Raw genomic sequence first — 15,491 nt, forward strand, 5'->3', positions numbered from 1 at the left:
TAGGGGTCACCATACATGCCCATCAACTTAAGAAATTGGTAGTTCCCCAAAACGAAGAAAATTTTCGTTTTGGGGATACTTCAAAATATTAGCTTGATGGGCATGGGATAGTAACAACAAAACGCAAATTTTCAAAACGGTTTACCAATAATCGCTATACACCAGCTTGATACAATAATATTTGGTGTGAGTTCAATACATATTATTAAAATTAAGATGGTTTAAGTCGAAGGAAGGTACCTTAGGGTGTCTTTATATATATATGTTATACCGTCAGCATTTCGGAACAAAACAGGAGGTTCCCTTGCGAGGTTAGGATTCTTCCTTGTACTCGCTACTGATGAAATTACAAATTAACGAATTATATAATTTATTAGACACATTTAAAGAAAAAGAACTATCTATTGGATATAGTGGATTAATAATTTATAGTAATAGTGCATTAGAAAAGGAACAATTGGGGTATAGCATAGATAATAAAGGAGATTGGAGACAGTCTTGGTTTGTCATAGGGCACGAGGAGGAATATGGAAACCCTATCTTTGTAGATATGAGTAGAAGATATTTACCAATATATACTGCGGAACATGGCGAAGGTGAATGGAATCCAAGGATAATAGCATCTTCATTAAAAGGATTTATTAAGACATTAAACTACCTATATGATTTATCAAAAGACAGGGAAAATCCGATTGAAAATAAAGATAATGCTTTGTCTGTATGCGATAAAGCAAAACTCCTTACTAAAATCATAATTCAAACAAAGCGACTAAACATCCGTTTTTGGCTAGGATACTTTCTAGAATGAATATTAGAGGGTTAAATTCCGATAACGATAATTATGTAAATGAACTGTCCATATGGGCAGCTTATTTTATTTTTCCGCATAGCTTACGTTATTTTGAAAAATACTTGCGGTACCCTTACTAGTATTCTTGCATTTAAATTATTTTTAATATATTATATTTATATGGTAATATAAATATAATATGCAAAAATGATTCAAATCTATTAATAAGATGTAAGTCCTTTTCAAAGATAAAAAAATTTTAAATAGAAGTTTATTTACCTTTCAATGATAGGAGTTAATGTTCCTAGAACATAGAGAAAAAAGGCGCCATACAGAGTAATCTGACAAACCTGAGAGGTATTGTATGTAGTTTGCTCATCTCATACAAAACAAAAGAGCCTTACCTCTCTAGGCAAGACTCTACTAGTTTAGTTGTATAATATTTACATAGTAACTAAGAAACAGAAAACATACAGGACTAAGTAGCAGAACCCTAACATTCCTCCTACAGCTAATACCTGTTTAACCCAACCCTTAAATTTTAGATTACTGTCAATCTCTTGCACTCTTTCCATATTTCCTCCTATTAAGGAGAACCCTTAAAGACTCTCACCTCGTTATGGTACCATTAAAGAATGACTAATAGAGGTCTAATTTTGTCTAAACGTATAAATATGCAATATTGCATACAGAAATGTATTGTTATAATTGTAAGCGCTTACTATAATGAGAGTATAAAGATTAACCACATCTTAATACGAAAAAAGAGGAGAGAATAATATGGAAATCGCAATGGCAGTTTTAAAATTTATAGGTGGAGCAATCCCATTAGTTCAAGAACTTCTAAAAGCATTTATGTAAATTCACTATTTAGCAATTATTTATAAAAATTATCATACAAATGATCTGTATATCAAAAATGAATTGATTTACAGATTATTTGTGTGAGTAAGGTCCCTTTAACATTATTAAGGGACCTTTTTTAATTTCTAACTACTTAAGGTTACGTCACATCAACATCAAATTAAAAGTACTTTTAAAACATTAAAAAGTGCTCTTTATTTATTATAAATATGAAAGTTAATTTTTGAATATTCGTTCATTTTCGTTTCAACACATAAATGTTCGTAATTACATACATTCTATTATCGCTAACAATATGATTCTCAAAAAATCCTAAATATTAAAAGCTGTTTGAAAGACATAGATCATCAAGTCAATATTGCAAAAAGCAAACGTCCCGAATGTAAAGAACCTCTTATTATAACAGGTACTCAGTATACAGAAGTGACAACAAAATGGTTAATAAATCTGAATTCCGTATAATTAACATAACATTTGACCTGAATTACCCCATAATGCGCCGTTAAAAAAATTTCACGTACCATATGTTTAATATGTTTATATAGATAAATAAATGCCAAATCTTGCTTTAATCGCTAATATTGACTAAGATAACTCTTATAACAAAGAGGCTATGTATTATGTGTTTCATAAGCGGAAAGACAAAGAGTTGCATCGTCATCTTTTGGCTAGTTGGTCTAATTTATCCCACATTAACTGCTCGTAAAATCCCGATTGAATCAACTAACAATCAGTGAGGAGAGTAATATCTACTAATGAAAGTGTCACTTTATAATATTGAGTATTTATTTTAGTTTTGCAACGCCCTCATTGTTAATGTTTGATAGATAAATAGCTCGAGAGAAGGGGAATATTAGATTTATGAAACAGAATATAAAAGTTTTAGCTATGGCAGTCGGTCTCACAGTGATGGGATCAACAGTAGCTACTTATACAAGTGCTGATACAGGTTGGAAACAAACTGGATCAGTATGGAATTACTATAATGTAAACGGTGTGAAGCAAACAGGTTGGCAGCAGGTAAACGGAGCATGGTATTACTTTAACGGAAGCGGAGCGATGCAAACAGGTTGGCAACAGGTAAACGGAGCATGGTATTACTTTAACGGAAGCGGAGCGATGCAAACAGGTTGGCAACAGGTAAACGGAGCATGGTATTACTTCAATGGAAGCGGAGCGATGCAAACAGGTTGGCAGCAGGTAAACGGAGTATGGTATTACTTCAACGGAAGTGGAGCGATGCAAACAGGTTGGCAGCAGGTAAACGGAGTATGGTATTACTTCAACGGAAGCGGAGCGATGCAAACAAATTGGCAGCAGGTAAACGGAGTATGGTATTACTTCAATGGAAGCGGAGCGATGCAAACAAATTGGCAGCAGGTAAATGGAGCATGGTACTACTTCAATGGAAGTGGGGCGATGCAAACAGGCTGGATCCAAGATAATGGTAAACAGTACTACCTTGAAAGTAATGGTGTTTGGAATCCAAATACTACATCTGCAAATAATAATTCACGACCTGACGGGAAACTATTAGACGCATTTCAAAATGAAATAAAAACTCATATTAATAATCAAAAAGAAAATATAACGATGACATATAAATCCCAAAACTCTAATATTAATGAGGTTCTAAATACACTTGTTAAAGAATATGACAAGGCAGTCGAATCTAACGAATATTTGAATCATAATATTTCGCATACGCAATATTCCGTTCGTGGTATTCCAGGAAATTACACGTTTACAGTAAAGATTACATATCGTGAATCCAAAGGACAAACGGACTATGTAAAGGCGCAAGCGAAATCAATTATTAATTCCATTATCAAAGCTGGTATGGATGAACACGAAAAAGTAAAAGTAATCCATGATTATGTCGTAAAGCATGTTTCTTATGATACTTCTTTCCAAGCTTATACAGCATATGAAGCTTTAGCAAACCGCTCTGCTGTTTGTCAAGGGTATGCATTATTAACGTATCAATTGTTAAAAGAGGCTGGAATAGAAACTCATATTGTAACCGGAACTGGAAATGGACAACCACATGCTTGGAATCAAGTGAAAATTGAAGGGAAATGGTACCATCTTGATACAACTTTTGATGATCCAATTCCAGATGTGCAAGGACGAGTAACTTATTCATATTATAATCTGTCTGATGAACAAATCGCTAGAAATCATCAGTGGGATCGTAATAAATTTGCGCCGGCAACAACAAACTATGCTAATGAATTAGCAAAAAAAATCCAGTCGGGTAGCTCAAAAACATGGGAATATCAGGAAATATCAAAAATCATTAAACATTAAAATTAATGTTTTGATGTAACTGCTTTAAAACACTTACTTAGGCATACAGAGATTATGAACCTACAGAGGTAAGTAATATCCGTATGAAAAAGTACATGTATTCACGTTGAGGGTGTTGCAAAACCAAAATGAATATTCTTATAATCAATAAAACTAGTTAAACATAAAATATATAGTGATTTAGTTTTTGTGATAGCAGTGGCTGTTGAAGCTGCAATTTAATTTGTCAAAATGGAATTAGGTTAAAAAAATGAAATAACCTTAGTAGAACAGTTCAATTGATTTGAACTGTTCTACTTGTGTTTGTAAGGTAAACGTCAAGTAACTCCAAAATATACAATAAAACTGGATTTTGGAGTTGTTTTTTGTGTGCTTCACTTGTTTCCATAATGGTTACTTCAGCTGGTTTGATGTACATCCGAGGGTTTATTAATAAAGGGGGCTAGATCATAGGGGATGGGCATTGGAAGGTCCAGAGCTATTATGGCCAATTTGGGGATTAGCTCTGTTTGGCGCTACAATTGCTTATTATTATCGGAGGTGTGGTATGTGCAAATATTGCAAACGGATATAAAGTGAACATTTATTAAGTGTGGAAGTGTATTGCCAATGAATAGCAGGATAAATAATTTGTTACAGGAAAACAAAGCTCTTTTATAATTTAATTTTGACGGAATCGATACTTTTTTCCTTTTATCAGCTTGTGAAGTAGTATGGAAATTAGATTTATAATATAAAAGTCAGGCTAAAGTAATTGCAATAAGCAATTTGAATAGTAATCTTAAGTAAATAAAAAAGAGAGAAGAGCTCACAAATGTTCTTCTCTCTTTTTAAATCTAATTAGGGTTTCCATAACTGTAGATATCGATGGTGTAAATTAGTGAATATTGTCAAAGTAGTACTTCAAGTTAAGAGTATAAAAAGAAGTTTCTTTTTTCTGAAAATGTATATTAATACAAAATTAATTATTAATATCAATAAATGATTTTATGTTTCATTAATGGATTCATTGTCATCTACATTTATTATTTATTGCAACAGCTTTCATTTCCAAAATTAGATGTTTTAACAAAGGACAATATAAGTATCATTATAATGACTTTCCAATATAATCAATGTGTTAATGAAAGGAACTCTGTGTTATTTTTGCTTTTCTAGTAACTAATACAGCTTCAAACAAAGGACACAATTGCTACATGCTAAGTGTAATCTATTACTCATTCAAGATTCTGTTTATTCAATCTTTCTAAAAATAAAAAAATATTGAGCTCATAAATATACAAGCTATAATGAGGGCGTCGAGAGAGAATTTATTACCTTTAGAGAAAGTATCAAACCTAGTTTTTTGCAAAAATTCTAATGACATTGCAAGTAATCTTTTAAAATTGGACATACTGACATGATTACTCTAAGAAAGGTATGTGATTAAAAGGAAGTGTATTTGACACGAGAATGAAAACGCATTCAATGAGGTCTTGTTTTGAATCAGTCATTTTAATAACTTAGATTCAACTGCAATTAAAAATAACAAATTATGGGGGTGTTTATATGAATATGAATGTAGCATCTATTAAAGAAAAAAAGATTGTTAAATACAAAAGTTGTTTTGATGTGATTGGGCCAATAATGATAGGTCCTTCAAGTTCACATACTGCAGGTGCCTTGGCTATTGGAACAGTTGCCAATAAATTATTTCAAGGTCTTCCAAAAAAAGTTGTGGTAAAGTATTATGAATCATTTGCTGAAACCCATAAAGGTCACGGAACTGATTTTGCAATTATTGCTGGGATATTGGGATTTGCTGCCGATGACAGCAAAGTGCCAGATGCTATTAAAATAGCAGAATCTAAAGGAATTGACATTACCTTTATTGAAAAAGCGGGTGATAGTCCTGCTGGTCATCCAAATACGGCAGATGTACATTTAGAGGATGAAAGTCGAAGTATTAGAACGATGGGTATTTCGGTCGGTGGTGGATTGATTGAAGTCAAACATGTTGAAATTGACGGATTTAGCTTAGATCTGCAGGGGCCATTGCCAGTTATTATTGCGATTTCTGAAAGAGCTGACTTTGAATTTGTCTTACGAAGGATCTTTAAACAATATGATGTGGAAATTAACAACTTTCATAGTTTAGAAGATAACAAGAAATATTTATATGCATTCGCTTTGGATTCTCTATTGCCTGGTAATGCGCAGAAGGAATTGGGAAATTTAAGTAATATAGCTAACCTTATTATTCTTTAGTTCCATTAAGGAGTGAAAAAAATGTATATGACCATAAAAGAAATTGTGGATACAGCTAATAAAAGCCAAAAGCCAATTTATGAATTAGCAATGGAACAGGAAATCAAACAAACTAAAACTTCTTATGAAGAAGTTTGGAGTAAAATGGAACGAAATTTAGCGACTATGGAAAATGCCATAAATAAAAGTATCGAGGGCGACGGGGTATTTTCTCCAACCGGTTTAACCGGAGGTGATGCTGTTAAGATTAAAAATTATCGAGAAAATAGGAAAACACTTTCTGGCGATTTGATGGTGTTAGGGATTCAAAGTGCTATCGGTGTTAATGAAGTAAATGCTGCATTAGGGGCTATTTGTGCAACTCCAACAGCAGGTGCGAGTGGGACAATCCCGGGAGTCTTATTTAGTATTAAAGATACGTTGCAGTTAAGTCATGAAGATATGATTCATTTTCTATTCACTTCAGCGTTATTTGGAACGATAGTCGCAAACAACGCTTGTATTTCAGGAGCGTACGGAGGATGTCAAGCTGAAGTGGGCAGTGCCTCAGCAATGGCGGCTGCAGCAGCGGTAGAAGCTGCCGGAGGAACACCACAACAATCTTCTGAAGCTTTCTCAACCGCATTACAAAATTTACTCGGTTTAGTGTGTGATCCGGTCGCTGGTTTGGTAGAAATTCCTTGTGTAAAGAGAAACGCCATTGGAACGGCAAATGCTTTAGCAGCAGCGGATATCGGATTAGCCGGCGTAAACAATATCATCAATGCTGACGAAGTTATTGAAGCGATGTATAGAGTTGGAAGACAGATGCCTCGCGAGTTAAGAGAGACAGGTTTAGGCGGAATTGCCGCTACACCTACAGGGATTTCCATTAAAAATAAAATCTTTGGAGAGAAACAATCAAATCAATAAATAGTTATCGGATATATTGTGAAAAGTGTAACAAATTTATTCTCTATTGTTTGCCTAAGGATATCTGTATATTGGGGGAATTACCACTAAAATATACTACTATATAATTGAAACATTTTGTAAGTGGTAACAAACCCATCTGGTTGATGACTAGTGGAATTTTTGATTTTGATTAACTGAGAAGAAGGATAAACGATGTGGCGCACTTTTTAAGTAATTCATTTTTCAAGAACGATCTATATTCCTAAGTCTAAAAAGAGACGTAAGAATAGGACACAAGGAGGAAGTATTATATGAATGGGAATACTGCAAAAAACATAGAATTTCAAGCTGATAATACTGTAGCAGTAAAAAATGATAAATATCCAGATCCTAAAAAGTGGAATAAGCAGGATACTACCTGGGCATTGAGCCTTTTTGGAACAGCAATTGGAGCAGGAGTACTCTTTTTACCTATTAATGCAGGTTCAGGTGGTTTATTATCATTACTACTAATTACCATACTGGCATATCCCGTAATGTATTACTCACACAGGGCGCTTGCTAAAATGATTTATGCTTCTAATTCTGCTGATGAGGGGATTACAGGGACAATAAGAGAGTATTTCGGAAATAAGGCAAGTATTATTTTTAACATAGTATATTTTGTTTCAATTTATACGATCGTGCTGATGTATTCGGTTGCACTTACAAATACTGCAAGTAGTTTTATCGTGCATCAATTGCATATGCCAGAGCCTCCAAGAGCCATTTTATCGCTCGTATTAGTACTTGGTCTTATCGCTATACTAAATTTTGGTCAAGATATCACTGTGAAAATAATGAGCATGCTCGTATATCCTTTCATAGCTTCTTTACTTTTTATCGCAATATCTTTGATTCCACAGTGGAATACGTCAATGCTTAGTTTTTCAAATGTTTCTACTGCTTCAACAGGAACAGGATATTTTGGAACGATATTGATGATTCTACCAATCATTGTATTCTCGTTTAATCATTCTCCAATGATTTCATCATTTGTTATGAAACAAAGAGCTACCTATGGAATAGAAGCTACTGATGCCAAGTGTGCTCAAATACAAAAGGTTTGTTATATTATGACATTCTCTGTTGTTATGTTCTTTGTTTGGAGCAGTACCTTAAGTTTGACTCCAAATGATCTCATGATGGCAAAAGAACAGAACTTATCAATCCTATCATATCTTGCTAATGAGCTTAATTCGCCTGTAATTACTATTGCAGCTCCTATCATTGCTTTTACGGCCATAACAAAGTCTTTCCTTGGACACTATATAGGAGCATATGAAGTAATGCGTGACATGATTATCAAGTCCAGTCAAACACGCGGGAAAGATATAGGAGAAAAAACAGTTAAGACAATCATCCTTACTTTTGTCGTATTAACATGCTGGTATGTTGCTTATGCAAATCCAAGTATTCTTGGACTTATTGATGCTCTTAGCGGTCCGTTAGTAGCTGCTATCTTATGTCTATTACCGATGTATGCAATCTATAAAGTACCGGTACTAGCTAAATACAAAGGGAAAGCGAGCAATGTATTTGTCATTATTATAGGTATCCTTACTGTACTAGCAAGTATTAAATCATTATTCTAATCCACTATTTTGGGTTCTCATGTGAAAATCGTGAGATATGAAAAAAGAAAGATTGCTAGCGGAATTGAATTTTATATTGTGAAATCAAATAGATTATGGTTTTGGACAAATTTCTCACCTTGGAGAGTTTGTCCTTTTTTGATCATATGCTTAACTTCTATTCCAGCAATTACTTTTTTAGCTGCTTACACTGATTATAATTCAAGCATATTAGACTGCTGTCCCATACCTATCAAGCTAATATTTTAAAGTATCCCAAAACGAAAAATTCATATCACTACAACAGTGATTTATGAGAATGTAGTGTTTTTTTGTTTTGGGGAACAATCAATTTCTTAAGTTGATATGCATGGGCGGTACCTCTTGTATGTCTTCCTTTATTTTTGGATTAATTATGACTTTTATTTTAAAGTTTGGCGCCCATTAAAGATTTTTTAATAGAAATGTAGAAATATCCTTTAAAGTGATATAAAACATATAATTATACATACATAGAGGAAACTCATTCAAAATGGAAGAATAGAGAAATAACTGTTGTTATATTTATGGAAATGTTAGAACTAAAGAAAAACACCTTTTATAAAAATATGAAGGAATATGAAGAAGTAAATTAGGGCTTTTCCTATAAAGCGTACGACCAACACTTTAACGAAACGCTAGCAAACCATCCGAATTTAAAATCTGTACGTATCAACCTTGATGATGTAGTAAAAACTGTAATTAGAAGAAATTATAGAGATTTTATTCATAAGAGAATAAAATTAGATATACAAGATATTGATGAGATTGTATATAGTGATGGAAAATGGGTTGAATTTATTATTAATCAAATAATAGGAAATTCTATAAAGTACTCAAATAACAAAGAACAAATGATACGTATATACTCAATTAAGAAAACTAACTCAGTAATACTAACTATAGAGGATAATGGAGTAGGGATAGTAACTAAAGATATAAATAGAGTTTTTGAGAAAGGATTTACTGGAGAGAATGGAAGAAGATTCAGCAAAAGTACAGGAATGGGCTTGTATCTATGCGAAAAACTGTGTTCAAAATTAGGATTGAAAATTGGCATTGAATCTGAAGTGAATAGAGGAACTAGCGTTACATTAATATTTCCCTTGTCAGGTATAGTAACTTTTGAGCCCTGGTTATAAAAGGGATGCTGCCATCTTTCCACGAATTTCGTATGAAACTTATAAACAAATGTAAAACGGTATGAAAAGAGTAGAAATTCACTTCATACCGTTTGTATTATTTAGCCATTTAACATATTGGTATATGTAATTGTGAATCGGATGGATGTTAATCTGGATTAGTTATTACTATTTTTGATATCCACTAATACTTAAAGTAAGATTTGGTTCGGTTGCTACACAGACCTCGTAAGCGAGAAATTGTACACGATATAAAACAGTAAAATAAACATCCGATCCCCTACCGTACAAGGAATCGGATGTTTTGTGTCTAAAATGTGTCCAAACGTACAATTTTCTTTTTTTGATATGGGACCCCAAAGAGGCAAAAAGAGATAGTTCATGAGGCAGATCAAGTTATCCAATTTGTAGGAATAAATCAAAAAAAGGAATCGCACTTTTTAGGAGAACTCTTCTCTGCAATACTGAATAAAAAGGTAATAGAAATCAATGATTGTAGCTATGGTAACAATCATTGAATCATTTAACACTTAAGATTATTAATTACAAATAGAAATTGGTATTGCTTTAGTTGGGATTTAGACAAAAAAGAATTTCGAAATTTCCGTTGTGACTATATTCAATATACAAAGTATGAAGATGAGGAAAGCATTCCTTTTACTGAAGAGACAATTAGTTCGTTATATAGAAAACAATTCAATACACAACGACCTTTTTCTTTTAAAGTTAGTGAGAAAGGGGTTGAACAATTCTATAAACGCATTTACGATAACATGTCTCTTCAAGAAGAATAACAAAACAAATACATTATTGTGACTTTTGGAGAAAAGGAGATGGATTTTCTGGTTCAGTATTTTTTGTCTTTCGATAAAGAAATTAAAATAATTCCTCCGGAAATGCTACGCTCCAAATATAAGGAATATTTAAAAGAAATATTGGTGGATTGTTATGAAATAAAAAATAGTTCATCTGCAAATTAGCAGGTTAAAATAACATTCCTGATTTAATTTCAATTAGGTTTTTGATGCAATTTTAAACTAGCCCACTGTTATAAAGTTAATATTTATGATGTTCCAAGAACGAAAAATTGTTGTCTTTTATAGCAATAGGATTTATTTTTATTACAAGTTAGGACAAAATCTCGTTCTGGAGTAGTTGTATTTTCTTAGCTTAATAGCGATGGGGTGGGACCCCTTTTAGCAAAAACGGAGTGGAAATGATGAGTATAAATAGTTTTGTGGGATTGATAAAGGACGAATTATTAAAAGAGGTAAGCATAAGAAGTGAGGATGAATTCGAGCCTGTAGTAGTTAAAGATATTCCTAGACTTTGGAAGTGTTTAGGGACAGGTAATTATGCTGCAGTATTTATGCACAAAGAACACAAAGGTTGGGTAGTGAAAGTTTATGCGCGAAAAGGAGAAGGAATTGAAAAAGAGTCAGAAGTATACCGAAGAATCGGAAATCATCCTTCTTATTCGAGGCTTATATATAAAGGAGAAAATTTCATAGTATTGAAACGTTTAAAAGAAATTACCTTATACGATGCTATTCATAAGGGGATTAAAATTCCTAAGCAGGTAATCCTCGATATCAATGAAGCTTTAGAGTATGCAAGAGAACAAGGATTAACTCCTTGTGATGTTCACGGGAAAAATGTGATGATGGAAAACGGAAGGGGATATGTAGTCGATGTATCTGATTTCTTAAAAACAAAAGAAGATAGTAAGTGGAGAGATCTAGAAAAGGCATATTTTACATTTTACTTGCCTTTCATTTATAAATTGCCTCTCCCTGTTAAAATACCGTATTTCATGTTAAACATTGTTAGACGTTCATATAGAAAATATAAGAAGCTTAAAAAGAAATTCAAATTGTAAAAGGACCACATACTTATCTTTAGGTTAGATAAGTGAACCACTAGTAAACAAAAGGGATGTACATTTTAGATTAGTAGTCAACGGTGCATAAAATTTTCGTTCTAGAGGTACTTTAAAATCTTAGGTCGATGGGCATGTAGCGATACTCCATGCCCATTAACTTAAGAAAACAAATCAACCCCAAAATGAAAAAAGAGCTTTTTATTACATATTAGGACAAAATCTAGTTCTGGGAGTAGTTATATTTTCTTAGCTTGATAGGTGTGTGGTGGAACTCAAGAAGGAGATATAGTTGTTGAAGCTCGGATGAATCGATTAGCTAAAAATTTAAAACACATGTTAGAACTCGCTCAAAACTTGGAAAAGCGAAATGTTCATATAGTTAGTCTGGATTATAATTTTGATACAAGAATAGCAACTGGAAAAATGCTCCTTCATATTATTGAAGGTGTTGCTGAATGGGAACGAGAGTTATTGAAAGAAAAGCAAAGAGTCGGATTAGACATTGTTAAAAAAGGGGGACAGCGGGGTTGTCCTCGTAAGTGTGGGAAGAAACATGAAGGGATGGAACATGCTATCCATTTATATATGGAAGGTTATTTCATCCCCTATATTTGGATATGCAAAATTACATAAAAAAATATGTTTAAATAAGACGTGCTTTTATATATAACTAGAGGTAGAGAAGGAAAATTATTGTTTAGGATCAATTTAAAACTTTTAATTTGATCGATGTGTGGTGGTATTCCTTTAAGACAAAAATTAAGCAGTTAGCCTTTGCTCATTGTTCTTTTATTAGAGCTATTTAACTGTGGTTATTAAGATGAATATCCGCATAAGAATCTTTATATTTAGAAAGGAATATAAAATGAAAAAAATCGTATCAACACTATGTATAGCTGGAGTGACTTTAACTATTTTAGGAGTATGTCCTCAAAGTAGCTATGCTCATCTCGATCAAATTGATTTAAATGAGAATGATCCTATTACTGCAAGATGGTCTGCAGAAGCTCCGTATCATTCTGATAAAAGTACACATTTATGGATTGCAAAACAAGCTATTGAAATTATGAAAACAGAATCTAATATTGAAGCAAATAAGCAGGCTGTGGACTTTTTAAATTATCCACAATATAAAGATTTATTTTCTAAAGGATTATATGATGCAGATTATAATGCAGAGTTTAACGATGGTGGTACAGGAATAGGTGGCGTTTTTAAAGGCGGATGGAAATCTCATTTTTATGATCCTGATACTAAAGAAAATTATAGAGGAGAAACAAATCCAACGGCTCTTACACAAGGTAAGAAATACTTTTATGAATCTGGAGAACATTTACGAAATAAGGACTATGAAAAAGCTTTCTATTACTTAGGAGTAGCCACGCACTACTTTACAGATGCTACTCAACCTATGCATGCAGCAAATTTTACCGCAATTGATACGAGAGCTATAAAATATCATAGCTACTTTGAAAATTATGTTACAACCATTCAAAATCAATTTGCAGTCAATACTGGAGGGAATTATAACAATTCTCTATCTACACCTGAAGAATGGATTGATTATGCAGCTCGAGTAGCTAAAACTGAAATCCAAAATATTACTAATGATAAAACATTTAAGTATTATAATAGTGGTAAGGCACAATTGTGGCAAGAAATGGTTACCCCAGCTGTGCAGCGGAGCTTAGGAGAAGCTCAGCGTAATACAGCAGGTTTCTTAAATCTTTGGTTTAAAACTTTTACTAAAAATGTGAAAGCTCCAAGTATAGAGACTGCATTAATCTATGATATTGAAGGAAATGTCATAGAAGCAGGGAAAAACTATTATATCGTACCAAGTGAATCTCCTTATCAAGGTCTAACTTTTGAATGGTATTTAGCAAATCGTTACGATTATGTCACACTTGCAAATAAAGAAAACAATGCTTTATTTGGTACACCTATAGAGTTTGAATTCTACAAAGAAAATGATGCAAAGCTACACCACGGAGAGAGTATATATCTTCGCATGAAGCACTCAAATTACGACCAATTCCAATATTTAAATTGGTCCAATTATTCTAGTTGGATTCACCTTGCTCAAAAATCTGATAGTTTAGCTGATTTTAAAATTAAAATTAACCTGGATAATCCTACAGAATATAATATTTTTACAGATGACTATCCATTAAATTATGAGAATATAAATGCAAAGAAAAATTGGATTGTACTAGGTGAAAAAAAACAAAAACCTAGCTCATGGAAGTTTATCCCTGTCAGATAACCTAAAAAGAAAAACACTCGTCCTTAATCAGAACGGGTGTTTTTCTTTTTAGAAATTATAACCCAGAAATTTAATGTTAAAATTTTATCGTTTTCCGAAAGAAGACTTCTTCCTCAAAAATGAGAAGGTGTGAAATACCAATTTTAGATAATCAAAAATTAGAACATATAAATGAAATAGTTTGTTTTGTAATTGCTGAAAATAAGCAAGTATACAGTTCATATCAAATACAAAGGATGTTCCAATCGTATAACTTGTTTGGGGATTTATTTCATGATTTTACATTTGTAACCATCCACGTTTTTTGAGCTCTTTATACAAATTACTCACGTGGCACCCCATTTCCTTTGCAATATCTGGATAATTTACTCCTTGATTATATAAAATTATTGCTTGTTTGCACTTTTCATCCCATTTTTCTTCTATCGTTTTTACTTTTGTCGATCTCTTTCTAAATTCTTTTTTACCCAGCGTAATAAGTTTTTTTCCTATGTCGCATTGTTCAATACAATACTGTTCTACATCCGTTTGATATTTACAATTTTTACAATATTCATCCTGCAAACGTATTATTTTTACTTTTTTCGCGACCGCTCTCATATCGTATTCACTCCGATTTGATTTATATATATCATAATTTTACGAGCGTACTCTTGCAATTTACGTTAATCTCACAATTAATTCCAGTAAAAGCTCTACCAATAGTCTTATTCCCTGTCCTTTCTTAGCAAAATTTCCTGTTGGCAAATATCATTCCACTTTAATTTCCTAAAGGGTAATTTTATTTAGAATTGTTAACTTGGAACTGATAAATATCCAAAAATGAATGCATTAATAATTCTGTATTCCTAGAAGAATGATAGTAGCCATCACTATCTTTGAAATGGAATAAATTACTAGTACAATAACTAAATGAAAGGAAAATAAATCCAAACAACAGGTTTTATTTGCTTTTGTAGGCATTCTAACAATAGGAGGTGTTTCGTCTGTTACAGGTTGCCCGCCAATCTGTAGTAAAGCTTTACTTAAATGTTTTCTCTTGAAAACTGTATTTTAAATGTACTCTATACGTAAATTGATTCATTTTTTGCATCCGTATTCTTTGTTTCGTGTATCTTTTGCCTTGTCTTTAATGCTTTATATTTTCAATGATTGCTTTTTCTTTTGATTTAATAATTTCTATCTGATATATATTACTATTAACTTCCTAATATTTTTATGCTTATCTATATAATAAAAAGAATTTTAAGAATTGAGACCAGCCAATTATATATATATTTTCTCAGCCATTATGAATGCTTCATCCCTTGCCACGGATTTTTACAATGTTATATTTTTTTTACTGTGTTTATTTTATTGTTTAGCAATAATTCTAATGAAAAAACAACAGATTGATTTACGGAATCAGTCTGTCCAAAACGAGAAAGAATTCATCCATTAAAAA

At 32.5% G+C, this 15,491-nt stretch carries 11 protein-coding genes and 5 pseudogenes; 14 read left to right on the forward strand and 2 right to left on the reverse strand.

Translation table 11 applies throughout. From position 1 onward, the window contains the following. Positions 1–325 precede the first annotated feature (325 nt). From ACUN26_RS05905 to ACUN26_RS05935, 7 genes and pseudogenes are all read left to right on the forward strand, one after another. Entirely contained in the window at positions 326–808 is a 483-nt protein-coding gene (locus ACUN26_RS05905; protein WP_000287105.1) for a hypothetical protein, read from the forward strand. Between the two features lie 656 nt (positions 809–1,464). Next, a pseudogene (locus ACUN26_RS05910) lies at positions 1,465–1,651 on the forward strand (hypothetical protein). An 864-nt stretch (positions 1,652–2,515) separates the two neighbouring features. Continuing rightward, complete coding sequence (locus ACUN26_RS05915; protein ID WP_023441220.1) at positions 2,516–3,964, forward strand: transglutaminase domain-containing protein; 1,449 nt, start codon at positions 2,516–2,518, stop codon at positions 3,962–3,964. 371 nt (positions 3,965–4,335) lie between these two features. After that, positions 4,336–4,538: pseudogene (locus ACUN26_RS05920) on the forward strand (hypothetical protein); the annotation flags it as partial. Positions 4,539–5,512: 974 nt separating this feature from the next. Continuing rightward, positions 5,513–6,211 carry an L-serine ammonia-lyase, iron-sulfur-dependent subunit beta gene (gene sdaAB / locus ACUN26_RS05925; RefSeq protein ID WP_001056997.1) on the forward strand — a complete coding sequence of 233 codons (699 nt, stop codon included), beginning with the start codon at positions 5,513–5,515 and terminating at the stop codon, positions 6,209–6,211. 21 nt (positions 6,212–6,232) lie between these two features. Beyond that, complete coding sequence (sdaAA, locus tag ACUN26_RS05930; protein ID WP_000282016.1) at positions 6,233–7,123, forward strand: L-serine ammonia-lyase, iron-sulfur-dependent, subunit alpha; 891 nt, start codon at positions 6,233–6,235, stop codon at positions 7,121–7,123. A gap of 293 nt (positions 7,124–7,416) precedes the next feature. Beyond that, a complete protein-coding gene (locus ACUN26_RS05935; protein WP_001014214.1) occupies positions 7,417–8,739 on the forward strand; it encodes an aromatic amino acid transport family protein in 1,323 nt (440 codons plus the stop codon). A gap of 71 nt (positions 8,740–8,810) precedes the next feature. On the opposite strand, the pseudogene ACUN26_RS05940 reads toward ACUN26_RS05935, so the two are convergent. Further along, positions 8,811–8,921 (reverse strand): annotated as a pseudogene (locus tag ACUN26_RS05940) (IS6 family transposase); the annotation flags it as partial. A 507-nt stretch (positions 8,922–9,428) separates the two neighbouring features. Here ACUN26_RS05940 and ACUN26_RS05945 point away from each other — a divergent pair. The 6 genes and pseudogenes from ACUN26_RS05945 to ACUN26_RS05970 form a co-directional block, all read left to right on the forward strand. Then, positions 9,429–9,899, forward strand: a pseudogene (locus tag ACUN26_RS05945) (ATP-binding protein); the annotation flags it as partial. 542 nt (positions 9,900–10,441) lie between these two features. Continuing rightward, a complete protein-coding gene (locus tag ACUN26_RS05950; RefSeq protein WP_224992858.1) occupies positions 10,442–10,693 on the forward strand; it encodes a WYL domain-containing protein in 252 nt (83 codons plus the stop codon). Positions 10,694–10,711: 18 nt separating this feature from the next. After that, positions 10,712–10,879: a hypothetical protein gene (locus ACUN26_RS05955; RefSeq protein WP_229198737.1), complete on the forward strand. Its 168-nt coding sequence runs from the start codon at positions 10,712–10,714 to the stop codon at positions 10,877–10,879. A 239-nt stretch (positions 10,880–11,118) separates the two neighbouring features. Then, a complete protein-coding gene (locus tag ACUN26_RS05960; protein ID WP_000026521.1) occupies positions 11,119–11,778 on the forward strand; it encodes a serine/threonine protein kinase in 660 nt (219 codons plus the stop codon). Between the two features lie 261 nt (positions 11,779–12,039). Next, positions 12,040–12,414, forward strand: a complete 375-nt coding sequence (locus ACUN26_RS05965) for a recombinase family protein (protein WP_000333841.1) — start codon at positions 12,040–12,042, stop codon at positions 12,412–12,414. A gap of 232 nt (positions 12,415–12,646) precedes the next feature. Then, the gene (locus ACUN26_RS05970) at positions 12,647–14,047 is read left to right on the forward strand and encodes a zinc dependent phospholipase C family protein (protein ID WP_000725204.1); all 1,401 of its coding nucleotides are present in this window, start codon (positions 12,647–12,649) and stop codon (positions 14,045–14,047) included. A gap of 279 nt (positions 14,048–14,326) precedes the next feature. On the opposite strand, the gene ACUN26_RS05975 is transcribed toward ACUN26_RS05970, so the two are convergent. Next, complete coding sequence (locus ACUN26_RS05975; protein WP_001202918.1) at positions 14,327–14,647, reverse strand: helix-turn-helix domain-containing protein; 321 nt, start codon at positions 14,645–14,647, stop codon at positions 14,327–14,329. 361 nt (positions 14,648–15,008) lie between these two features. On the opposite strand from ACUN26_RS05975, the pseudogene ACUN26_RS05980 reads away from it, so the two are divergent. Beyond that, positions 15,009–15,191 (forward strand): annotated as a pseudogene (locus ACUN26_RS05980) (ISNCY family transposase); the annotation flags it as partial. Positions 15,192–15,491: the final 300 nt, after the last annotated feature.

The sequence above is a fragment of the Bacillus sp. WC2503 genome (assembly GCF_052682895.1).

Bases quoted from the DNA above. Each gene is read 5' to 3' on its own strand.
- ACUN26_RS05935 (WP_001014214.1), top strand. From the start codon at position 7,417: ATGAATGGGAATACTGCAAAAAACATAGAATTTCAAGCTGATAATACT.
- ACUN26_RS05970 (WP_000725204.1), top strand. From the start codon at position 12,647: ATGAAAAAAATCGTATCAACACTATGTATAGCTGGAGTGACTTTAACT.
- ACUN26_RS05975 (WP_001202918.1), bottom strand. From the start codon at position 14,647: ATGAGAGCGGTCGCGAAAAAAGTAAAAATAATACGTTTGCAGGATGAA.
- sdaAA (WP_000282016.1), top strand. From the start codon at position 6,233: ATGTATATGACCATAAAAGAAATTGTGGATACAGCTAATAAAAGCCAA.
- ACUN26_RS05960 (WP_000026521.1), top strand. From the start codon at position 11,119: ATGAGTATAAATAGTTTTGTGGGATTGATAAAGGACGAATTATTAAAA.
- ACUN26_RS05915 (WP_023441220.1), top strand. From the start codon at position 2,516: ATGAAACAGAATATAAAAGTTTTAGCTATGGCAGTCGGTCTCACAGTG.
- sdaAB (WP_001056997.1), top strand. From the start codon at position 5,513: ATGAATATGAATGTAGCATCTATTAAAGAAAAAAAGATTGTTAAATAC.